Below are 21,334 nucleotides of genomic sequence, written 5' to 3'. Positions count from 1 at the left end.
TATGACACGTGTGCAATTGGCAGATACCGATCTCTTCGTTCACCCACTTCAGCTGGGAGGCAACCCCTTCGGCTGGGGTGCGGATCGGGATCAGAGCTTTGCTGTCCTCGACGCCTACGCCGAGGCGGGCGGAAACTTCATCGACACCGCGGACGCGTACTCGGCCTGGGTCGAGGGAAACTCGGGCGGAGAATCCGAGACGATCATTGGCGAATGGATGAAGACTCGCGGCAACCGCGACGACATGGTCATCGCCACCAAGGTCGGCATGCATCCCAAGCGCAAGGGCCTTGACCCGGCGAACATCCGCATCGCCGTCGACGACTCCCTGCGCCGGCTCGGCACCGACCACATCGACGTCTACTACGCCCACAGAGACGATGACGACGTCGACCAGGTTGCCGTCGCCGAGACCTTCGACGCGCTCGTCCGCTCCGGCAAAGTCAGCTACCTCGGCGCATCGAACTTCAGCCTCGAACGACTGCAGAAGGCCCGGAAGATCTCGACGAAGTTCTCCTTGGCCTGCTACCGGGTCGTCCAAGACCGGTTCAATCTCGTCTCCCGCGCCGCGGTCGATCCGCAGAAGCAGGCATACCTGCGATCCGAAGGCATCGCCGAACTGCCCTTCCACTCACTGGCATCCGGGTTCCTCACCGGCAAGCACACCGGCGGCGACGCCACCGGCAGCGTCCGCGGTGAACGAGTGGCCGACTTCGTCGAAGACCAGAAAGCCCTAGGAGCCCTCGAAGTCCTCCACGATGTCGCCACCGACCACGGAGCCACGATGACGGCCACGGCCATCGCCTGGCAGCTCACTCACGATTTCATCCCCTCGACGATCGCCTCGGCGCGGGTGCCCGAACAGCTCACCGAACTGCTCGCCGGAACCGAGATGCAGCTGAGTCCTGATGAGAAGGCTGCCCTCGACGGAGCCTGGGTGGAAGCATGAATGGGACCAGACCGCGCCTGGTCACCTGGGAGAACGGCACCGATCTCGTCATCGAGCTGCTCCTCGACCGTGACGTCGAAACCGTGTGGAAGTCACTGACCGAGTCCGATGGTGTGCGGACATGGTTCGCACCGTTCCGCCTCGGCGAGGATGGAGAGACGCGCACGATCACGTTCGCGCTCGAGGACATCGACCTGAACGGATCCGTCCTCAGCTGCGAGGACTTCGACCACGTGCTGCTCGAACTCGACGACTTCGGAGTGCTCGGCCTCCGCGTGCTGCCGATCGAGGGGGAGACCGGTCACGAGACCCTGCTGGTGTTCACCCATACCGCGCCCGATGCCGAGACCGCCCGCGGCCAGGCCGCCGAAGTGGGGCCGATGTGGGACACGCACCTGCGCCTCTTCGCCCGCACCCTCGGCATGGAAATCGCCGAGGTGACCGAGCCCGAACTCGTGGCCGTCTACTCCGACCTCGAACTCGAATCCGCGGAGTCCGCCGACGCACCGGAGGACGGATCATGAGCGAACCACTCGTCCTCGGCATCGAATCCTCGTGCGACGAAACCGGAGTCGGCATCGTCCGCGGCCGCACGCTGCTGACGAACACCGTGTCCTCGTCGATGGACGAACACGTCCGCTTCGGCGGAGTCGTCCCCGAAGTCGCCTCCCGCGCCCATGTGCAGGCCATCGGCCCGGCCATCGCCTCTGCCTGTGAGACCGCCGAGGTGGAGCTGTCCGATATCGACGCCGTCGCCGTGACCGCCGGACCGGGTCTCTCCGGTGCACTCATGGTTGGGGTCGGCGCGGCCAAAGGGCTGGCCGCGGCGCTGGGCAAACCGCTGTACGGAGTGAACCATCTGGCCGCGCATGTGGCCGTCGACCTCGTCGCCGAGGATGTCGACGGATTGACCACTCCGACCATCGCCCTGCTCGTCTCTGGTGGGCACACCGAGATTCTGCGCATCGGCGACGTCGTCGACGACATCGAACTCCTCGGCGCCACGATCGATGACGCCGCGGGTGAGGCCTTCGACAAGACCGCTCGCCTGCTCGGGCTCAACTATCCCGGCGGCCCGAACATTTCGAAGGCGGCTCTCGGCCTGCTCGACGGCACCGGGATCCCCGGCGACCGGAAGGCAGTGAAGTTCCCGCGCGGACTCGCGAAGAAACAGGACCTTCGGGATCCCGAGCGCCGGTATAACTTCTCGTTCTCCGGGCTCAAGACCGCTGCCCTGCGCGAGGTGACGAAGGCTGAGACTCTGGGTGCGGACCTGCGGGTGGCCGATATCGCCGCCGGGTTCGAAGATGCTGTCGTCGACGTGCTCGTGACCAAGACTCTGCTCGCTGCGGCCGATACCGGAATCAATCATGTCGTGCTCGGCGGGGGAGTGGCCGCGAACTCGCACCTGCGTGAAGTGCTGGCTGACCGCTGCGCCGAGGCGGGCGTGACTCTGCGGGTGCCGCCGCTGAAACTGTGCACGGACAACGGGGCCATGGTCGCAGCGCTCGGTGCGGAGCTCGTCTCCCGCGGAATCGGACCGAGCGACCTGTCCTTCGCCGCCGTCTCCTCTTTGGATGTCGATCATGTCCTCGTCTGAGAACGACCCGAACAGCGCCGCCGAGCGGAACGCACAGGCGGCGAAGTCAACGAGTCTGCCTGCCGGTCGGCCGCCTCGGCGATCGGGTGACGGGTGGACGTACGGGTCCGATGGGAAGAAGCACTGGGGACTCAACGGGGCTGCAGGGCTCATGCTCGTCGATCCCGAGCGCGGAGTGCTCATGCAGCACCGGGCGCTGTGGTCGGTCGAGGGCGGGACCTGGGGGTTCCCCGGCGGCGCACGTGACATGGGCGAGTCGGCGGTCGAGGCCGCGGTCCGGGAGTCGTGGGAAGAGGCCGGGGTGCCTGACCAGGACGGATCGGGCATCGAGATCCTCGAGACGCATGTCCTCGACCTCGACACCTGGTCGTACACGACGGTGATCGCGAAGACCCTGCGCCGCTTCGACGCCGTCATCAACGACCCCGAGAGCATCCAGCTGTCGTGGGTTCCGCTTGACGAGCTCGACGATTACGAGCTGCATCCGGGCGTCGCCTCCGCGCTGCCGACGCTGATGGAGCTGCTCCGCCCCCACCTGTGACTATGGTGGGGCGTCGGGGCACTCAGCGTGTTACGCGAGAAAGAGGCTGTGGCACACGCCGATTCGTCGAGAAACGGGCAACGTGTCGAGACACGGGTGCGCACCACCGTTTTTCGACGCTCAGCCCGTTTCTCGGCGGGGCGGCCCCGGGCCCCTCAGCTGTAGGAGTTGCGGAGATCGCCGATGAGCGAGCGGGTCACCTCGGTGAGTGAACCCGTGGTGCCGAAGACCTTCTGCAGGCGCTGGTAAGGCACGCCGCGTTCGATGATCGAGGTGATCGAGTGCAGCTCGTCGACACAGCCGAGGCGTTCGGCGACGGGCGAGAGCCGCTCGATCTCGTCGGCGAGGCATTCGGTGACGAGACGCTCGTCGGCCGCGGCGTTCTCGATGATGATCGCGTCCATGCCGTAGCGGGCGGCGCGCCACTTGTTCTCGTTGTGGAACCAATCGGGCATCGTCGGCAGGATCTCACCGGCGTCGAGGCGCTCGGACATGTCATCGACGAGACACTGGATGAACGCGGTGACCGCGAGGATCTCCTCGAGGGTCGGCAGTCCGTCGCAGACGCGGACCTCGACGGTGCCCCAGTGCGGGGCAGGGCGGATGTCCCAGCGGATCTCGTTGATGTTGTCGATGATCCCGGTGGTGAGCATATCGTCGACGTACTTCTCGTAGTCCGCCCACTGATCGAACTGGAACGGCAGACCGGCAGTCGGCAGCTGCTGGAACATCATCGCCCGGTTCGAGGCATAGCCGGTGTCCGTGCCGCCCCAGAACGGAGACGACGCGGACAGTGCCTGCAGGTGCGGGACATAGGCGAGCAGTGCGTTGACGATCGGCAGCACCTTGTCGCGTGAGTCGATGCCGACGTGGACGTGGACACCGAAGATCAGCATGTTCCGACCCCACCACTGGGTGCGATCGACGAGTTCGAGATAGCGGTCCTTCGCCCGGACCTCCTGCGACTGCCACTGCGCGAACGGGTGGGTGCCCGCCGACATCAGCTCGACACCGCGCGCCTCGGTCAGCTTCCGCAGCGCCCCGATCGAGGTGGCCAGATCCTCGGCGACGGTCGACACCTGGTTGTGCACGCCGGTGACGAGCTCGATGGTGTTCGTCAGCATCTCACCGACGATGTGCTTTTCGAATTCGGGCGCATGCTCGGCCACATCCGCCAACAGAGTCTCGGCAGCCGGGGTCAGATCCAGGCTGCGAGAATCCAGCAGAGCCAGTTCCCACTCGACACCGAGGGTGGAGCGGGGAGAACGTGCGAAATCGACCATGATCCGATCATAATCGCGCACGCCCGATTCCCCGGTCTCGGCAGCGACATTCGAGCTGTGTGATGTCCCGCATTCCCGCGCCGAGGCGGCCCCGCCGGTCACGCGGCGCGGCGTGCGTCCTCGGCCAATCGGCTGCCCGAATCGGTGTCGAAGAGGTGCAGACGCGCAGCATCGGGAGCGACGCGCACGGTGTCCCCGCGGCGGATCGTCGACCGACCTGCGACACGCGCCACGACCGTCTTCTCGCCCGAGGCCAGGACTGCTCGACCGTGGACGTAGGCATCGGCGCCGAGCTCCTCGACGAGATCGACGGTGACCTCGAGGCCTTGCGTCTCGGTGACCTGCAGATCCTCCGGGCGGATGCCGACGGTGACCGTCTCACCGGTGACCTGGTCCCGCTGCTGCGCAGTCAGGGACAGCTCGACATCGCCGAGGCGCAGCGACGTGCCCTCGACCGGCACGTCGACGAGGTTCATCGCCGGCGAGCCCATGAAGCCTGCGACGAAGAGGTTCGCCGGTCGATCGTAGAGGTTCGCGGGAGTGTCGACCTGCTGCAGCCGGCCGTCGGCGAGGACCGCGACCCGGTCGCCCATCGTCATCGCCTCGACCTGATCGTGGGTGACGTAGACGGTGGTGACGCCGAGGCGGCGGGTGAGGGAGGCGATCTGCGCGCGGGTCTGCACCCGCAGCTTCGCATCGAGGTTCGACAGCGGCTCGTCCATGAGGAAGACCTGCGGGGACCGGACGATGGCGCGCCCCATCGCCACTCGCTGTCGCTGCCCGCCGGACAGCGCCTTCGGTTTGCGGTCGAGGTACGGCTCCAGGTCGAGCAGGCGGGCGGCCTCCTCGACGCGCTGATCGCGTTCCTGCTTGGCGACTCCCGCGATCTTCAGGGCAAAGGCCATGTTCTCGCGCACGCTCATATGCGGGTAGAGCGCATAGTTCTGGAACACCATCGCAATATCGCGTTCCCTGGGGGAGAGGTCCGTGACATCGTGGTCGCCGATGCGGATGTGACCGGAATCGACGGGTTCGAGCCCGGCGAGCATGCGCAGGGTCGTCGACTTCCCGCAGCCCGAGGGGCCGACGAGGACGAGGAACTCCCCGTCGGCGATGTCGAGGCTGACCTCGTCGACGGAGGGCTTGAGTGCCTCGGGGTATTGACGAAGTGCTTTGTCGAAGGTGACTGTGGCCATTGTTCTCAACCTTTCACGGATGCGTGCGCACCCGAAGATCCACGGTGATCGGTCAGTGATTGATCGGACGATGAGCGTTGGGACGAAGAGAGCTCGGACGATGAGCGTTCGGTCATAGAGGGTTCTGACGAAGTTGTTTCGGACGTCGTGTGGCCCGGCGAGACGGTGTTTGCCGTCTGCTGTACAGCCGTCTGCGCCGCAAAGAACCGGTACTGCTGCCGCACTTGCGACGGACGCGGATGCAGAGTGGCGACGAGCTCGACGGTCCAGTCGGGCAGAGATCCACACAGTGTCCACGCCGCCTGACGGGCGGCCCCGATGGCGACATATTCGGCCTGTTCGGGTACGTCGATGGGCACGGTGAAGATATCGCGGGCGACCTCCCGGACGGCAGGATTGCGTGCCGCCCCGCCGATGAGGAGCAGCCGTCCGGCCTCCAGCCCCTGCGCCTGCACCGCGTCGAGCCCGTCGGCCAGACCGCACAGCATTCCCTCGACGAAGGCACGGGCGACGTTCTCCGCCGCGGAGTTCGCCAAGGTCATCCCCTCGAGGCGGGCCGTGGCATCGGGCAGATTCGGGGTGCGCTCGCCCTCGAAGTACGGCACGAGCGTGAGCCCCTCCGCTCCCGGCCGGGACGCCAGCGCGAGGGCCGCGAGTTCGTCGTGGCTGACCCGCAGCAGCTTTGCCGCCGAATCGAGGACCCGGGCGGCGTTGAGCGTGGCGACCAGCGGCAGGCGCCCGCCGTCGGCCGAGGCGAATCCGGCGACCGCGCCGGTCGAATCGGCGATGGTCAGGTCGGTGGTGCCGAAGACTGTGCCCGAGGTGCCGATTGAGATGACGAGATCCCCCGAGGTGACCCCGAGTCCCAGCGCCGCGGCCGCATTGTCCCCGGCCCCGGGCCCCACGACGATTCCGTCCGGGCTGTGCCCGGCGGCCTCGGTGGGGGTGAGGACCCGGGGAAGGATGATCGCCGAGGCGGCTCGCCCGTCCCCGTCTACGTCCGGTGAATCCGTCTCCACGTCCGTATCCGCGGCGCACGGCAATCCCGCAGCTTCACGAGCGGGCCGACCGAAAGCGGTCTGGAAGAGGTCGAGGTCGTAGCGGGAGGCGGAGGGGTCGAAGTAGGCGGTGCCGCTGGCGTCGGAGGCATCGGTGATCAGCGCGTCGAGCACGGGACCGCGAGCGGAGACGTCGGCGGGTCCGTATCCGAGGAAGCGCCAGGTCAGCCAGTCATGGGGCAGTGCGACGGCGGCGACCCGGGCGGCGTTGTCCGGTTCGGCATCGCGCAGCCACCGCAGTTTGGCGGCGGTGAAGGAGGCGACGGGCAGGATCCCGGTGCGTGCGACATAGTCGGCAGCCCCGACCTCGGCGATGAGGTCCCTGGCCGCGGCCTTGCTGCGCAGGTCGTTCCACAGCAGGGCGTCACGGATGACCCGTCCCTCTGAGTCGAGGGCGACGAGGCCATGCTGCTGACCGCTGATGCTCAATCCCGCGACATCATCGAGTCCGCCGGCGGCCGCGATCGCCTCATGCAGAGCCGTCCACCACGCCTCGGGGTCGACCTCGGTGCCTGGCGGGTGCGGGGCCGAACCGGTGCGGATGATGTCACCGGAGTCCGGGTCGGCGATGACGACCTTGCAGCTCTGGGTCGACGAGTCGACGCCGGCGACGAACCTGCGATTCGCACTCATCGGGACCCCTCGGCTGCAGATGGGGAAGTACCGGCCGCCTCGGCGAGGATCTCATCGGCGAGTGCACGATCGATGATCGCGATATCGAGGATCCCGGCGGCACAGGCGGCCCGGACGGCGCGGGCGCGTTCGGCTCCGCGGGCGACTCCGACGGTCGTCGTGGCGCGGCGGAGCTGATCGAGGGTGACGGCGATGACGCGGTCGTCGATCGTGGTGACATCGGCTCCGTCGGCGGCGAACAGCCGTCCGGAAACCTCGGCGATGGCGCCGTCGTCGATGCCGGCCTGACGCTGGGCGGGGGAGCATTTCTCCCACACGGAGGACAGGCCCTCGGCCCAGGATGCCACGGAGACCACGGCGAGGTCGAGGTCATCGGCGGCGGCCAGAGTTCCGGAGATCTCGGGCAGTGCACGCAGGTCGGCGGCGGTTCCGGCCTCGGTGACGAGCAGCGGGGCGGGCAGGCGGACCATGCTCACGGCCGGATCCTGGCCCAGTCGGGTGAAGATCTCCGAGCTGGGACGGTGCGATTCCAAGCGGAGGGCACCGGCGAGCTGGACGATGGTGCACCGGGGCAGGGCCGGAGTGAATGCGGCCGCGGAATCGAGCGTGCGCGACCAGGACAGGCCGATGCGCATTCCCGCATGAGCGTGGCGACCGACCAGCGACAGTGCGGCACGGCCCATCTGCTGGGAGGCCTGGGTCTCGTCGGGGATGTCGACGATGATGACCGAGTCGAGGCCGAGCGCTGCGGCAGCCTGCTCGGCCAGGCCGTCGGCTTCACCGGCATCGGCTTCGATGGTGATGGTCACGACTCCGGTGTCGACGGCCTCTTGGAGGAGGCGGGCGACCTGGAACCGGCTGAGTCCGTTCGCCTTGCCGATCTCGACCTTGGACCGCCCCTCGAGGTAGTGATCGCGGGCCAGCTGTGCGAGGAAACGGCGGTGGCGGGCGGTGGGCACCGTTGACATCGGCCTCCCTTCGGCGTCGACGACTTTGTGTTCGCTCATATGTGAAGTGTTGCACATCTGATTGGTTCGTGACACAGTATTGCACATATGAGCACGGATGCTCATATGATTTTCTCGCAGCGAACCGACGGCGGGCTGCGATCCCGCAAGGACGAGGGAAGGCGCAACGATGAAACACCTGATCACGGGCCGGAGAGCCACCTGGGCGGCCATCGGCATGGTGGGAGCACTGGCATTGTCCGGCTGTGGTGGTGCCGGCGGCAGCTCGGCCGGGGGCGGCGGCGACGAAGTCAACGTCCTCATGGTCAACAACCCGCAGATGCAGGACCTGCAGAAGCTCACGGCCGACCACTTCACCAAGGAAACTGGCATCGAGGTCAACTACACCGTGCTGCCGGAGAACGAAGTGCGGGCGAAGATCGGCCAGGAGTTCGCCGCTCAGGCCGGCAACTACGACGTCGCCTCGATGTCGAACTACGAGATCCCGACCTACGCGAAGAACAAGTGGCTGACGCCCATGGACGACGGCGTCGTCGATGCCGAGGGCTTCGACCAGGACGACATCCTCGCGCCGATGGCCGAGTCGATGACGGTCGACGACCAGGTCTATGGTGAGCCGTTCTACGGTGAGGGCTCGTTCCTCATGTACCGCACGGACATCTTCGACAAGGCCGGCGTGGAGATGCCGGAGAAGCCGACCTGGGACGAAGTCGCGAAGCTCGCGGCGAAGGTCGACGGTGCCGAGAAGGGCACGAAGGGCATATGCCTGCGCGGACTGCCCGGCTGGGGCGAGATGTTCGCCCCGCTGACGACCGTGGTCAACACCTTCGGCGGAACCTGGTTCGACGAAGACTGGAACGCGCAGGTCGATTCCAAGGAATTCAAGGAAGCCACGAACTTCTACGTCGACCTCATCAAGGACCACGGCGAATCCGGTGCCCCGCAGGCCGGCTACACCGAGTGCCTGACCAATCTGCAGCAGGGCAAAGTCGCCATGTGGTACGACTCGACGGCCGCCACCGGAACCCTCGAGGCCGATGACTCTCCCGTCAAGGGCAAGATCGGCTACGTCGCGGCGCCTGTGAAGGAGACGGAGTCGAGCTCCTGGCTCTACACCTGGGCATGGGGCATCCAGGCCGCAGGCAAGAACCAGGACGCGGCGAAGCAGTTCGTCGCCTGGGCCTCGTCGAAGGACTACGAGGAGACCGTCGCCGAAGAGCTCGGCTGGCAGCACGTGCCGGCGGGCAAGCGGACCTCGACCTATGAGAATCCCGAGTACCAGAAGGCCGCGAAGCCCTTCTACCAGCAGACCGAGGACGCCATCAACTCGGCCGATCCGGTCAGCCCCGGAGTCCAGCCGCGGCCGACGCTGGGAGTCCAGTTCGTGACGATCCCCGAATTCGCGGACCTCGCCACGGGCATCTCCGAAGACGTCAGCTCCGCCATCGCCGGTCGCACCTCGGCCGATGCGGCCCTGGAGAAGGGCCAGAAGGAAGCCGAGAAGGTCGGAGACAAATACAAGAAGTGACCGATCGCCTCGGGGCGGGTGACGATCGCCCTCCCCGAGGCGGCCCCGGCCCGTCCGCACCATCGCCTGACCGCACCACCCACCTGACGAAGGATGTTCGAAGTGTCAGCTCCAGCCGCCGAGCGTGCATCGCAGCCGATCACGCCGCCGAAACCCCGTGCCAAGGACCGATGGCTCAAACGCGCGCCCATGCTGCCGGCGCTGATCTTCGTCATCCTCGTCACTCAGATCCCGTTCGCGATCACGATCATCATCTCGTTCATGAACTGGAACGCCGCCTACCCCGATGACATCAGCTTCGGGACGCTGCAGAACTATGTCACCGTCTTCACCGATGCGAACCTGCTCAAGGCCGTGTTCGTCACGGTCGGGCTCACCGTCGGCGTCGTGCTGGCCTCGGCTCTGCTGGGCCTGGGCATCGCCCTGCTGCTCGATCGGAAGTTCATCGGCCGCGGTCTCGTCCGCACCCTGATGATCACCCCGTTCCTCGTCGTCCCCGTCGCCGCCGCGCTGCTGTTCAAGCACGCGATCTTCAACCCCTCGTACGGCCTCATCAACGGACTGCTGACCACCGTGTTCGGGGAGAACGCCCCGCAGCCGGACCTCATGACCTCGAACCCGCTGCTGGGCATCGGGATCGTCCTCGTCTGGCAGTGGACGCCGTTCATGATGCTCATCATGCTCGCCGGACTGCAGTCACGACCCATGGACGTCTACGAGGCGGCCCTCGTCGACGGCGCCGGACCCTGGCAGACCTTCCGCTTCATCACCCTGCCCCACCTGCGCCGATACATCGAACTCGCCGCACTGCTGGGCACCATCTACATCGTCCAGAACTTCGACATGGTCTTCACCATGACCTCCGGAGGACTCGGCACCGCCACCCTGCCGTACGTCATCTACCAGGAGTTCTTCGTCGCTCAGGACTACGGAGTCGCCTCCGCGGTCGGCGTCATCGTCGTCATCGCCTCCCTCATCACCGCGACCTTCGCCCTGCGCACCGCATCGACCCTGCTCAAGGAGGAGAACTCATGAGCACCCCCGACCTCACCGTCGACGCCCACCCCGCACCCGGGGTGACCCCCACCCCGACCGAACCGGGCGGACCCGGATCCGCACAGCCGCCTCGGCGAAAGGCGAACGCACCGAGGCGGCCCGGCCAGGGGCGGGCGGGCAAGATCCTGCTCGGCCTGTTGGCCTGGTTCGTCGGACTCCTGTTCGTCTCACCCCTGCTGTGGATGCTGCTGACCAGCCTGCACGCGGAGACCGACGCCTCGACGAACCCGCCGAGCTATTTCGCTCCGCTGACGCTGGAGTCCTTCGTCAACTTCTTCGGCGGCGGCAACGGCGCGAACCCATGGCCGTTCCTCATCAACTCCGCGGTCGCGGCGATCGTCTCGACCCTCATCGTCCTCGTCCTCTCCACGATGGCCGCATATTCACTGGCGATCCGCCGCATCGAACGCTGGTCGGACGTGCTGTTCTTCCTGCTGTCGACGAAGATGCTGCCGATGGTCGCAGGCCTTCTTCCCGTCTACCTCGTCGCGAAATCCTTCGGCATCCTCGACACCTGGCTGCTGCTCATCATCATCTACTCGGCGATGAACATGCCGATCGCGGTGTGGATGATGCGCTCGTTCCTCGCCGAGGTGCCCGTCGAGGTCCTCGAAGCCGCCGAACTCGACGGCGCCCGCCTGCCGCGTGTGTTCATGCAGATCCTGCTGCCGCTGACCGCGCCCGGACTGGCCGCGACCGCCCTGATCTGCTTCATCTTCTCGTGGAACGAACTCCTCTTCGCCACCGTGCTCACCTCCACGGCGGCGTCGACGGCCCCCGTGTTCCTCACCAGCTTCGTCACCTCCCAGGGACTGTTCCTGTCGCAGGTGTGCGCGGCGTCGCTCATCATCTCTGTGCCCGTGCTCGTGGCCGGAATCGCCGCCCAGGACAAACTCGTCCAGGGCCTGTCCATGGGAGCCGTCAAATGACCGCACCACACACCGCACCGTCCGATCCTCGCCGAGGCGGGACCTCCTTGGCCCTGACGACGGAGAGCCTCGCCGAGGTGGCCGACCACGGCATCGCCGTCCCCTCCTATGACCGGTCGGCCGTGAGCCCCGGCATCGTCCACTTCGGAGTGGGCGGATTCCACCGCGCGCACATGGCGATGGTCCTCGACGACCTGCTTGAGGCTGGGCTCGCCAGCGACTGGGGGATCATCGGGGCCGGAGTGCTGCCCCACGACGTGGCCATGCGCGATGCTCTCGCCGACCAGGACCACCTGTACACGCTGACCCTCAAACACGCCGATGGAACCAAGGAGCGTCGGGTGATCGGGTCGATCATCGACTACCGGTTCGGACCCGACGACCCCGCCGGACTGCTCGACCTGCTCACCGATGAGGCGATCCGGATCGTCTCCTTGACCGTCACCGAGGGCGGATACAACGTCAACCCCATCACCGGAGAGTTCATCACCGACGAGCCGACGATCGCAGCCGATGTCGAAGCCGTGAGGGCAGGGGAGCTGCCGGCCACCGTCTTCGGCTATGTCGTCTCCGCTCTCCGCGCACGACGTGAGGCAGGAGTCGCACCGTTCACCGTGCAGTCGTGCGACAACATCTCCGAGAACGGCGATGTGGCGGCGAAGATGTTCTCTGCCTTCGCTCGCCTCGTCGATGCCGAGCTTGCCGAGTGGATCGCCGAATCAGTGGCGTTCCCGAACTCGATGGTCGACCGCATCACCCCGGCCACCACCGACGGCGACCGAGCCGACCTGCTCGCCGACACAGGCGTCACCGATGCCTGGCCGGTCGTCGCCGAGCCCTTCTTCCAATGGGTGCTCGAGGACGATTTCACCTCTGGCCGTCCTCCCTATGAAGAGGCCGGGGTCCAGGTCGTCGACGATGTGCAGCCCTACGAGCATATGAAGCTGCGACTGCTCAACTCCGGGCATCAGGGGCTCGCGTACTTCGGTCTCCTCGGCGGATACACCTTCGCCCATGAGGCGATGGCGAACCCGGACATCCCCGTCTACCTGCGCCGATACATGGACGAAGAGGGCACACCGAGCCTGGCACCGCTGCCCGGAATCGACCTGGACGCCTACAAGGACTCGCTCATCGAACGCTTCAGCAACCCGGAGATCCGCGACACCCTCGCCCGCCTCGGCGCAGAGTCGTCCGACCGGATCCCCAAATGGCTGCTGCCGGTCGTCAAGGACAACCTCGCCTCGGGCCACCCGATCGAGGTGGCCGCGGCGATCTGCGCCTCGTGGGCCCGGTATGCCGAAGGGCATGACGAGACCGGCGGTCGGTTCACCATCGTCGACCGCTATGCCGACGAACTGCAGGCGGTTGCCGCGACACAGGGAGGGGACCCGCTGGCCTTCGTCCGGCAGGAACAGTTCTTCGGGCCGCTGGCCGAGGAGCCGAGGTTCACCGAACCGTATCTCAAGGCACTGACATCGCTGCACGAACGGGGAGCGAAAGAGACCGCCCGCCGCCTGGCCGCCCACGAAGAACTGTGAACAGGCGGCGAGCAGGCGGGAACGTCTAGCATGGAGACATGTTGCGTTCTCGCCTGAGCCTCCTGGCCCTGACCACGACTCTCGCGCTCGTCGGCTGTTCCGGCGGAGCGTCAGCCCCCGAATCCTCCACGGCCGGACAGAAGTCCTCTGCCGATTCGGGTTCTCAGACCCAAGCGCAGTCCGAAGCCCAGACCGAATCCTCCCTGGACAACCCCGCCGACGCCGATCCGGCCGACTTCAAGGACGAGGCCGCGGACATCGTCGGAGACTTCTCCGACGAGGAACTGGCCGGGTCCCTCATCATGGGCACCTGGGAAGGCACCGACACGCAGACCCCGGTGGACATGATCAAGCAGAACCACCTCGGCGGGGTCATCGTCATGGGCTACAACCTGCAGGAGAACCCGACGAAGGACCAGGTCACGGAACTGACTGAGCAGATCTCCGGGGCGCGGACGAAGGGCCAGCCAGTGTCGATCGGCGTCGACCAGGAAGGCGGCCCGGTGTCACGCCTCGGCACAGCAGCGCTGCCGTTCCCGCCGCTCATGGGCCTGGCCGCGACCGACGATTCCGACCTCATCACCGAGGCCACGACCGTGCAGGGGCAGAACCTCACCGATCTGGGCTTCACCATCGATTTCGCTCCGGACTCCGACGTCACGGTCGGGCCGAAGGACAAAGCGATCAACGTCCGCTCGGGCGGCACCGACCACGAGGATGTCGCCGAGGTCGTCGCCGACGCCGTCGAGGGGTACCGGTCCGGTGGAGTGTCGAGCTCGGCGAAGCATTTCCCGGGGCACGGCCGCCTCGGCGTGGATTCGCACGAGAGCCTGCCGGTGTCGGAGAAGTCGATCGAGGAGATGGAGGACACGGATCTCCTGCCGTTCAAGTCCGCGGTCAAGGCCGGGGTGCCGATGGTGATGATGGGTCATATCGGGCTGCCCGATGCGAAGACGACGCCCGCGACCCTGAACAAGAAGGCGTACTCTGCGCTGCGCGAGACCCTCGACTACGACGGTGTCATCACCACGGACGCGCTGAACATGAAAGCCGTGCCGCAGAACCTCAAGGGCGGAGAGACGGTCAAGGCGCTCGCCGCTGGAGCCGATATCGCCCTCATGCCCCCGGATTCGGCAGCCGCGCAGAAGGCGATCGTCAAGGCGATGGGGGACGGGACGCTTGAGAAGAAGGACCTCGTCGAGAAGTCCGAACGCGTCGTCGCCGCACAGCTGGCCACCGCCGAAGCCCAGAAGAGCGTGCAGGCCGGGGACTCGGATGCGAAGGATCCGAAGAAGGTCCTCACCGAAGTCGCCGATCAGTCCCTCACCGTACTCAAGGGCGAATGCTCCTTCACCGGGACCGATTCGATCTCGATCGTCGGCGGCAGCGACAAGGAGAAGGCGGCACTGAAGGAAGCAGCCGAGGCCGAGGACCTCACCGTCGGATCCGGTGGAACGTCGGTGAGCCTGAGCCCGTCGACCTCCGCCGAGGTGGCCGTAGGCACCGCTGCTCCGTGGACGATGCGCAGCACCGCGGCGAAGTCCGCCGTGACCGCGTACGACTCGAACCCATACGCGCTGCGGGCCGTCGCGAAGTGGCTGAAAGGCGACCTCGAGGCATCGGGTCAGCTGCCTGCCGAATACGACGGCAGCGACAAAGCTCCCGACTGCGGGTGATCAGCAGGCTGCGCTCATGGTCGTGAACGAGCGGCGCACATAAGTGATCCCCTCGCCAGCACTGTGCCGACGAGGGGATCTCTGTGTGTTCGGTTCCGGGGTGGGGCTCAGAGCACGCGGATGTACTGGGCGCCCTGCTGGGTCATCCAATCGACGCTGCGGTAGCTGGTATTCACTCGTGTGTTGCCAGCGTCATACATCATGCCGTCGCCGGCGTAGATGCCGACGTGGCCCGGCGACCAGATGATATCTCCGGCCTTCGCCTCGGACGCCGAGACGATCTGCCCGGCGCCCTTCTGTGCCGACGACGTGCGCGGAAGATCCACGCCCACCTTGCCGTAGACGAATGAGGTGTAGCCGGAGCAGTCCCAGCCGCTGGGTGAAGTCCCACCCATCACGTAGGGCGTTCCGACGTACTGCTTCGCGATGGCGATGACCTGCTCGGCCTTCGACCCGTCCGGGACCTTGACGTCCCCGGAGCCCGAATCCGCGCCGTCGTCCTTGCTCTTGTCGTCGCCCGAATCGGAGCCCTCGTCGCCGGTGCCGGCGGAATCGTCGTCGGAGTTCTCGCTCGGCTCTTCCTTCGGCTCCTCGGCAGGCGCCGGCTCTGCGACGGTCTCCTCCGGCTCTTCCTTCGGCTCAGGCTTCGGCTTCGGTTTGGGCTTCGGCTTGGGGGCGGCCTCGGCGGTGACGAGGTCCGTGTCGACGGTGACCTCAGCCTCCTGCTCGCCCTTCTTCGAGGCACCGCCGGCATCGATGGTCGGCGTCTGGTTCTTGAACTCGACCGGTGCCTGCTTCTCGGACTCGGCTGCGACCTTCGCCTCGTCGTCGGCTCCCTGCCCGGCGGCGGGGAGAACCGCTGCGGTGAGCAGTCCGCCGCTGGCGGCGACGACTGCGGCACGGCGACCGAATGCGCCGGAGTTCGCTGCGAGCAGTTCGCTCAGCTCGGTCAGTGGTGTCTTGGCCTTGGCGTTCGCGGCGCGGCGGCCGTGCTGCTTAGATGCCACGATTTCCTCTCGTTGCCTGTCTGAGTGTGACGATGTCCTCCACTGTAACGAATTCGTGATCTTCTGTCACGTTTTTGTTACAAAAGGATTCGCAGGCAGATTCGAGAGCAAAATTGCTGGTCAGAGGGCTGGGTCTGACAGGAATGGCTGGTGGAGGGCCACGGTTCCGCCCAATTGCGTCTGTGATTCAGCGCGCAGTCTCAGCCTTGAATAACGTTTCGTGACATTCGCGAAGTGTGATTCTTGGGTCGATCCGCGGCGTTTTCCACGCTCAAACCACCGTGGATCGACCCAGGAATGCCGGAGAATGCCGTCGGCGCGGGCAATCGCGCGCGTGCAACGGTCACCACGTGCAACAGTCACGACGTGCAGTGGTGACCACGTGCGGGGGTGACCACGTGCGCGGGCGATGGTGGCTGAGCTTCAGGCGCCGGTCTCGACCGGTCGGTCCGGATCGGATGACCAACCGGACCAGCTCGCGGGGTAGAGGCTGGCCTCGACGCCCAGGGTCGCCAGCGCAAGAGCGTTGTGGCAGGCGGTCACTCCCGAACCGCAGTACACGCCGACGGGACCATCGAGGGCACCCAGGTCGTCGAAGCGTTCGCGCAGCAGCGCTTCGGGTAGGAACGTCCCCGCGGGGACGTTGTCCGTGGCCGGAGCGCTCTTCGCCCCGGGAATGTGACCGGCTTGCGGATCGAGCGGTTCGGTCTCTCCGCGGAAGCGCTCACCGGCGCGGGCGTCGAGCAGGACTCCATCGAAGCCGGCTGCCGCCTCGGCGTCGATGACAGGCAGTCGACCCGGGCTGATCTCCACGGCACTCGGTGTGACCTCGGGGGAGTCGCCGGTTTCGAGCGTCCCGCCGGCGTCACGGAATGCGGCGAGTCCGCCGTCGAGGACTCGTGCGCTCAACCCGGCCCAGCGCAGCAGCCACCAGGCCCGGGCCGCGCCGAGCGAGGAGTTGTCGTCATAGACCACGACCTCGGTGCCTTCGTTGATGCCCCAGGAGCGAACCGTCTCCTGGAAGGCGTCGGGGCTCGGCAGCGGGTGGCGGCCGGCCGTCGGATCGGTGCTGCCGTGGTCGGCGAGCTCGGTGTCGAGGTCGACGTAGAGGGCACCGGGGATGTGTCCGGCGGCGAAGTCGTCGCGTCCATCGGGTTTCGGCAGGGTCCAGCGGACGTCGAGCAGCCTCGGCGCCGGGGAATCGGCCATTCGGGTGAGCAGTTCATCGGCGCTGATGAGAACGTCGGAGCGGGTCAATTCGATCTCCTTTGGGGCAGATATCTTCACGGGCAGGTAGACAGGCTCACACCGGTTGGGTGAGCAGCACGACGTGCTTCTCGCCGAGGCGAGTGAACACGAGCGTGGCTTTGTCGCCCGTGGGCAGTTTGAGTTGGCGGCGGACCTGGTCGGGAACGATGTCGGCACCGCGTTTCTTGATCACGACCGAACCGATTCCGCGGGAGACGAGCTCCTTGCGCAGGCTCGGAACCTTCGCGGGCAGAACGTCGATCACCTCGTAGGCGGTGACACCTGCGGCGGCCGGGCCGTTCGGTTCGACATCGGTGGTCAGATACGCGATCTTCGGGTGCAGCCGGCGCGCCTGCAGCGGTGCGCACAAAGCGGCAACGAGTCCGGCGCGCACGATCGCACCATCGGGCTCGAGCAGATACTTCCCGAGCTCCCCGATGTCCGCCTCGTCCTCGTCGGGCAAGTTGTCCTCGTGGACGAGGAGGGTGCGTTCGCCCATGACGAGGGCGCCGCGGCCGGGGCGCTGCCTGGCGGCACCGAAGTAGAGGCAGACCTCGACGACCTCGCCGTTGTGGGAGACCCACTGGGCTTCGGCGTCCTCGGGGACGAGGTCGTGGTCGAGTGCCGGGCCGAGCTTCACCCCGGCCGCCTTCGCCGCACCCGCCTGCTCGATCACCCACGACAGAGAGGGGGAGAACGCCTCGGGGTCGGTGATGCGGGACGTCGATCCGCGCTTGTCGGCCTTGCCGATGGTCCGCCGGGCCGGATCGAACCAGAGGGCATCGAATCCATCCAGGTCGACATCCTCGGCGCGAGCGTGTTCGACCGCGGCATCGGGCAGATGACGGAGGTTGAAGGCGGCGATGGCGGCGGTGACTTCGTCGGCGTCGACAGCCGAGACCTGCGCGCCCATTCCGGCGAAGGCGACCGAGTCCGCGCCGATCCCGCATCCGAGATCGGCGATGCGGAACGACTCGCCCTCGGCCACGTCGCCGATGAGGCGACGCGCATGATGAGCGGCGACCGGCAGCCGCGTGGCCTGGGCCAGCCCGTCACGGGTGAAGAGCATATCCTCGGCGAAGGGACCGAGCTTCGCTGCCGCCTCCTGCCGCAGCCGAGCCTGAGTGAGCAGGGCCGCGGTCACTTCGGCGGAGTAGCCCTCCTTGCGCAGAGCCGTGGATCGGGCGAGCTCATCGCCTGCGAGGTCGTCGATGCGGTCGAGACGTTCGAGGACGGCGACGTCGAGCAGTTCGGTCAGTGTCTGCGGATCCATAGGCTTCACCCTATCGTCTGCGCAGTGGAGCGATCCCCTCGCCGAGGCGGCCCACCGCAGCCGTGCCCACGCCGTCCGCGCTTCGCCGGGGTTCGCGCCCTCTGCCCTCACCGCAACGGCCCGGCCGAACCGCCGCGCGGCTGCGGTGATTGTGCGAGCCGAGCGGTGCGGTAAGTTGTTGGCTGTGACGTTATTGACCGCCCGCGATATCCGCGAATTAGCCGCTGACATCGATCTGCGCCCAACGAAGCAGAAGGGCCAGAACTTCGTCATCGACCCCAATACCGTGCGCTCGATCGTCACCGCCGCAGGTCTCGAAGAGAACTCGAACGTCGTCGAAATCGGTCCGGGACTCGGTTCGCTCACCCTCGGCCTGCTCGAAGCAGGTCACAGGGTCACCGCGGTCGAGATCGACGAACTGCTCGCGCAGAAGCTGCCGAGCACCGTCGACAGGTTCGCCGGCAGTGAAGCCCCGTTCCAGCTGGTCAACGCCGATGCACTCCGCGTCACGACGCTGCCAGAACCGCAGCACACCACCGAACCCGCGACCGACAAGCCCGATGCCGGCGAGAACCGACCCGACGCCCTCGTGGCGAACCTGCCCTACAACGTGGCCGTGCCCGTGCTGCTGCACTTCCTCGAGACCTTCCCGAGCCTGACCACCGTCCTCGTCATGGTCCAGCTCGAAGTCGCCGAACGCCTCGCCGCCGCTCCCGGCTCCCGCACCTACGGCGTCCCCAGCGTCAAGGCCCAGTGGTACGGGGACGTGCAGCTGGCGGGCAAGATCGGCAAGAATGTGTTCTGGCCGGCCCCGAACATCGACTCCGGACTCGTCCGCATCGACGTCACTCGCACCGACCGCGACCCGGCCGTGCGCAGCCGCCTCTTCACCCTCATCGACGCCGCCTTCGCCCAGCGCCGCAAGACCCTGCGCGCAGCCCTGTCCGGATGGGCCGGCAGCCCCCAGCAGTCCGAAGACCTGCTGACGGCGGCCGGAATCGACCCGAAGACCCGCGGTGAGGCACTCACCGTCGCCGACTTCGAACGCCTCGCCGCCGTCGACGGTGATGCCGCAGCACCGGCCGCGCCGAGCGAGGACCCCTCGCCATGACCACCCCGCTGCACCCGCGCACGACGATCCCGGCCCCGGTGAGAGTACAGGCGCCGGGCAAGATCAACATCCACCTCGGTGTGGGTGCGGCGAACGACGGATATCACGAGCTCGCGACCGTATTCCAAGCGCTCAACCTCGGCGAGACCCTCACCCTCATTCCGGGCGGGACACGAACGATCATCGTCCAGGGCCGCTACGCAGATGCCGCGGTCCCACATGATGACTCGAACTTCGCCAGACGCGCCGTCGACCTCCTCATCGCCGCCCTCGAAGGCGACCGTGACGTCGACGTGCTGCGCGACCTCGACATCGTCATCGACAAGCAGGTGCCCGTGGCCGGCGGAATGGGCGGGGGATCGGCCGACGCGGCAGCCGCCCTCGTCGGAGCCGCCCACCTCGTCGGCGGAGTCGATGAGACGATCCTCCACGAATGCGCGGTCGCCGTCGGAGCCGACGTCGCATTCCTCCTGCGCGGGGGCACGGCCATCGGCCACGGTCGCGGGGAGAAGCTGAGCCCCGTGCTCACCCGCGGAACCTTCCACTGGGTGATGGCCACCTCGGCGTCGCCCCTGCCCACCCCGGACGTCTACGCCCGTTTCGACGAACTCAACCCCGAACCGGCACCCGCGACCGTCCCCGATCAGGTGCTCACGGCGCTTGCCGCCGGCGAACCGGACGCGCTCGCGGAATCCGCGGCGAACGACCTCACCGAGGCGGCCGTGTCCTTCATGCCCGAAATCGCCGAGGTGATGGAGGCCGGCCGGGAGGCCGGAGCCGTCCTGCCCCTGCTCAGCGGGTCAGGGCCGACGATCGGCTTCCTCGCCCGCGACGCCCACCACGCCCTCGACCTCGCCGTGCTCCTGCAGGCCACACGAGGCGTCAACGAAGCGCTGCGCACCACCGGCCCCGCCCCCGGAGCACATATCGTGGACGGCAGCTGACCGTGGTCGAGGAGAATCACACCCCCGCCGAGGCGGCCGCCAGTCCGAAATCGGGCGCAGAGAACCGCGGCAACCTCCATGAGACGCTGCGCGACCAGGTCGGACAGGACATCGTCGCCGGACGGCTCGCCGCCGGGACGATCATCAAGGCCGAGGATCTGCGGGCCCGCTACGACGTGTCGCTGTCGGTGGTGCGCGAAGTCGTCCGAGTCCTCGAATCCCTCGGCATGCTGCAGCCGATCCGTCGAGTCGGTCTCGTCGTGCTCGCGATGAGCGAATGGATGCTGCTCGATCCGCTCGTCATCCGCTGGAGGATGACCGAGGCTCCGGCCAGGCAGCTGCGGTCGCTGACGGAACTGCGAGTGGCCATCGAACCCGAAGCAGCCGGACTGGCCGCCCAGCACGCCCCGGCGGAAGTGGCCGAGGAGATCATGGGCCTGGCCGCCCGCATGCGAGCATCGGGCAGGCAGGGCGATGTCGAAGCGTTCCTCGAAGCCGATGTGGAATTCCACCGCGCAGTGCTCGGCGCCGGAGGCAACGAGCTCTTCGCCGCCTTCGACACCGTCATCGGTGAGATCCTCGCCGGTCGCACCGGAGCGGGACTGATGCCGAAGTTCCCGCACCCGGATGCCCTGCAATGGCACTTCGACGTCGCCGATGCCATCGGCGGACAGGACCCGACCCGGGCGAAGGACGCGATGACGAAGATCGTGGCCAAGGCCGATGCGGAGATGGGCAGCGTCTGGGCCGACGAACCCCGGCACCCCAGCAATTGACGAAGGTGCCGAGGCGC

The 21,334-nt window shown here is 67.0% G+C and carries 19 protein-coding genes; 12 read left to right on the top strand and 7 right to left on the bottom strand.

Annotated features, from left to right (window positions below):
* The first annotated feature begins 1 nt into the window (after position 1).
* Genes SB749_RS00235 through SB749_RS00220 form a run of 4 tightly spaced genes read left to right on the top strand, consistent with a single transcriptional unit; the run spans position 2 to position 3,090 of the window.
* Entirely contained in the window at positions 2-949 is a 948-nt protein-coding gene (locus tag SB749_RS00235; RefSeq protein ID WP_410708443.1) for an aldo/keto reductase, read from the top strand.
* Positions 946-1,473 carry a hypothetical protein gene (locus tag SB749_RS00230; RefSeq protein ID WP_410708442.1) on the top strand — a complete coding sequence of 176 codons (528 nt, stop codon included), beginning with the start codon at positions 946-948 and terminating at the stop codon, positions 1,471-1,473. The genes SB749_RS00235 and SB749_RS00230 overlap by 4 nt, the downstream gene beginning before the upstream one ends.
* Positions 1,470-2,549: a tRNA (adenosine(37)-N6)-threonylcarbamoyltransferase complex transferase subunit TsaD gene (gene tsaD, locus SB749_RS00225; RefSeq protein ID WP_410708441.1), complete on the top strand. Its 1,080-nt coding sequence runs from the start codon at positions 1,470-1,472 to the stop codon at positions 2,547-2,549. Before SB749_RS00230 ends, tsaD begins: the two co-directional genes overlap by 4 nt.
* The gene (locus SB749_RS00220) at positions 2,527-3,090 is read left to right on the top strand and encodes an NUDIX domain-containing protein (RefSeq protein WP_410708440.1); all 564 of its coding nucleotides are present in this window, start codon (positions 2,527-2,529) and stop codon (positions 3,088-3,090) included. Before tsaD ends, SB749_RS00220 begins: the two co-directional genes overlap by 23 nt.
* 155 nt (positions 3,091-3,245) lie before the next feature.
* On the opposite strand, the gene SB749_RS00215 is transcribed toward SB749_RS00220, so the two are convergent.
* From SB749_RS00215 to SB749_RS00200, 4 genes are all read right to left on the bottom strand, one after another.
* Positions 3,246-4,373 (bottom strand): glutamate--cysteine ligase, encoded by a 1,128-nt coding sequence (locus tag SB749_RS00215; RefSeq protein ID WP_410708439.1) that lies wholly within the window; start codon positions 4,371-4,373, stop codon positions 3,246-3,248.
* A gap of 98 nt (positions 4,374-4,471) precedes the next feature.
* Positions 4,472-5,569: an ABC transporter ATP-binding protein gene (locus SB749_RS00210; RefSeq protein WP_264799354.1), complete on the bottom strand. Its 1,098-nt coding sequence runs from the start codon at positions 5,567-5,569 to the stop codon at positions 4,472-4,474.
* A 5-nt stretch (positions 5,570-5,574) separates the two neighbouring features.
* Positions 5,575-7,260 (bottom strand): xylulokinase, encoded by a 1,686-nt coding sequence (locus SB749_RS00205; protein WP_410708438.1) that lies wholly within the window; start codon positions 7,258-7,260, stop codon positions 5,575-5,577.
* Positions 7,257-8,267, bottom strand: a complete 1,011-nt coding sequence (locus SB749_RS00200; protein ID WP_410708437.1) for a sugar-binding domain-containing protein — start codon at positions 8,265-8,267, stop codon at positions 7,257-7,259. The genes SB749_RS00205 and SB749_RS00200 overlap by 4 nt, the downstream gene beginning before the upstream one ends.
* A 130-nt stretch (positions 8,268-8,397) precedes the next feature.
* Between SB749_RS00200 and SB749_RS00195 the strand changes: the two genes are divergently transcribed.
* From SB749_RS00195 to SB749_RS00175, 5 genes are all read left to right on the top strand, one after another.
* Positions 8,398-9,756 carry an ABC transporter substrate-binding protein gene (locus tag SB749_RS00195; RefSeq protein ID WP_410708436.1) on the top strand — a complete coding sequence of 453 codons (1,359 nt, stop codon included), beginning with the start codon at positions 8,398-8,400 and terminating at the stop codon, positions 9,754-9,756.
* Between the two features lie 93 nt (positions 9,757-9,849).
* The gene (locus SB749_RS00190; protein WP_410708435.1) at positions 9,850-10,791 is read left to right on the top strand and encodes a carbohydrate ABC transporter permease; all 942 of its coding nucleotides are present in this window, start codon (positions 9,850-9,852) and stop codon (positions 10,789-10,791) included.
* A complete protein-coding gene (locus SB749_RS00185; RefSeq protein WP_410708434.1) occupies positions 10,788-11,741 on the top strand; it encodes a carbohydrate ABC transporter permease in 954 nt (317 codons plus the stop codon). The genes SB749_RS00190 and SB749_RS00185 overlap by 4 nt, the downstream gene beginning before the upstream one ends.
* Positions 11,738-13,282 carry a mannitol dehydrogenase family protein gene (locus SB749_RS00180; RefSeq protein ID WP_410708433.1) on the top strand — a complete coding sequence of 515 codons (1,545 nt, stop codon included), beginning with the start codon at positions 11,738-11,740 and terminating at the stop codon, positions 13,280-13,282. The genes SB749_RS00185 and SB749_RS00180 overlap by 4 nt, the downstream gene beginning before the upstream one ends.
* A gap of 38 nt (positions 13,283-13,320) precedes the next feature.
* Positions 13,321-14,958, top strand: a complete 1,638-nt coding sequence (locus SB749_RS00175; RefSeq protein WP_410708432.1) for a glycoside hydrolase family 3 N-terminal domain-containing protein — start codon at positions 13,321-13,323, stop codon at positions 14,956-14,958.
* A gap of 107 nt (positions 14,959-15,065) precedes the next feature.
* Here the strand turns inward: SB749_RS00175 and SB749_RS00170 are convergent, their stop codons facing one another.
* From SB749_RS00170 to SB749_RS00160, 3 genes are all read right to left on the bottom strand, one after another.
* The gene (locus tag SB749_RS00170) at positions 15,066-15,965 is read right to left on the bottom strand and encodes a C40 family peptidase (protein ID WP_410708431.1); all 900 of its coding nucleotides are present in this window, start codon (positions 15,963-15,965) and stop codon (positions 15,066-15,068) included.
* 423 nt (positions 15,966-16,388) lie between these two features.
* Complete coding sequence (locus tag SB749_RS00165; RefSeq protein WP_410708430.1) at positions 16,389-17,222, bottom strand: sulfurtransferase; 834 nt, start codon at positions 17,220-17,222, stop codon at positions 16,389-16,391.
* A gap of 46 nt (positions 17,223-17,268) precedes the next feature.
* Complete coding sequence (locus SB749_RS00160; protein WP_410708429.1) at positions 17,269-18,486, bottom strand: THUMP-like domain-containing protein; 1,218 nt, start codon at positions 18,484-18,486, stop codon at positions 17,269-17,271.
* A gap of 184 nt (positions 18,487-18,670) precedes the next feature.
* Here SB749_RS00160 and rsmA point away from each other — a divergent pair, with 184 nt between their 5' ends.
* The 3 genes from rsmA to SB749_RS00145 are packed head-to-tail and all read left to right on the top strand — an operon-like array spanning position 18,671 to position 21,317.
* Entirely contained in the window at positions 18,671-19,597 is a 927-nt protein-coding gene (gene rsmA, locus SB749_RS00155) for a 16S rRNA (adenine(1518)-N(6)/adenine(1519)-N(6))-dimethyltransferase RsmA (protein WP_410708427.1), read from the top strand.
* Entirely contained in the window at positions 19,594-20,541 is a 948-nt protein-coding gene (locus tag SB749_RS00150; RefSeq protein ID WP_410708425.1) for a 4-(cytidine 5'-diphospho)-2-C-methyl-D-erythritol kinase, read from the top strand. Before rsmA ends, SB749_RS00150 begins: the two co-directional genes overlap by 4 nt.
* Positions 20,542-20,543: 2 nt before the next feature.
* A complete protein-coding gene (locus SB749_RS00145; RefSeq protein WP_410708424.1) occupies positions 20,544-21,317 on the top strand; it encodes a FadR/GntR family transcriptional regulator in 774 nt (257 codons plus the stop codon).
* Positions 21,318-21,334 lie beyond the last annotated feature (17 nt).

This window comes from Brevibacterium sp. SIMBA_078, assembly GCF_046534565.1.
In the GTDB taxonomy this organism is placed as follows: domain Bacteria; phylum Actinomycetota; class Actinomycetes; order Actinomycetales; family Brevibacteriaceae; genus Brevibacterium.
Note: the sequence above shows the minus strand (reverse complement) of the source record. Positions and strands in the feature narration are given on the sequence as shown.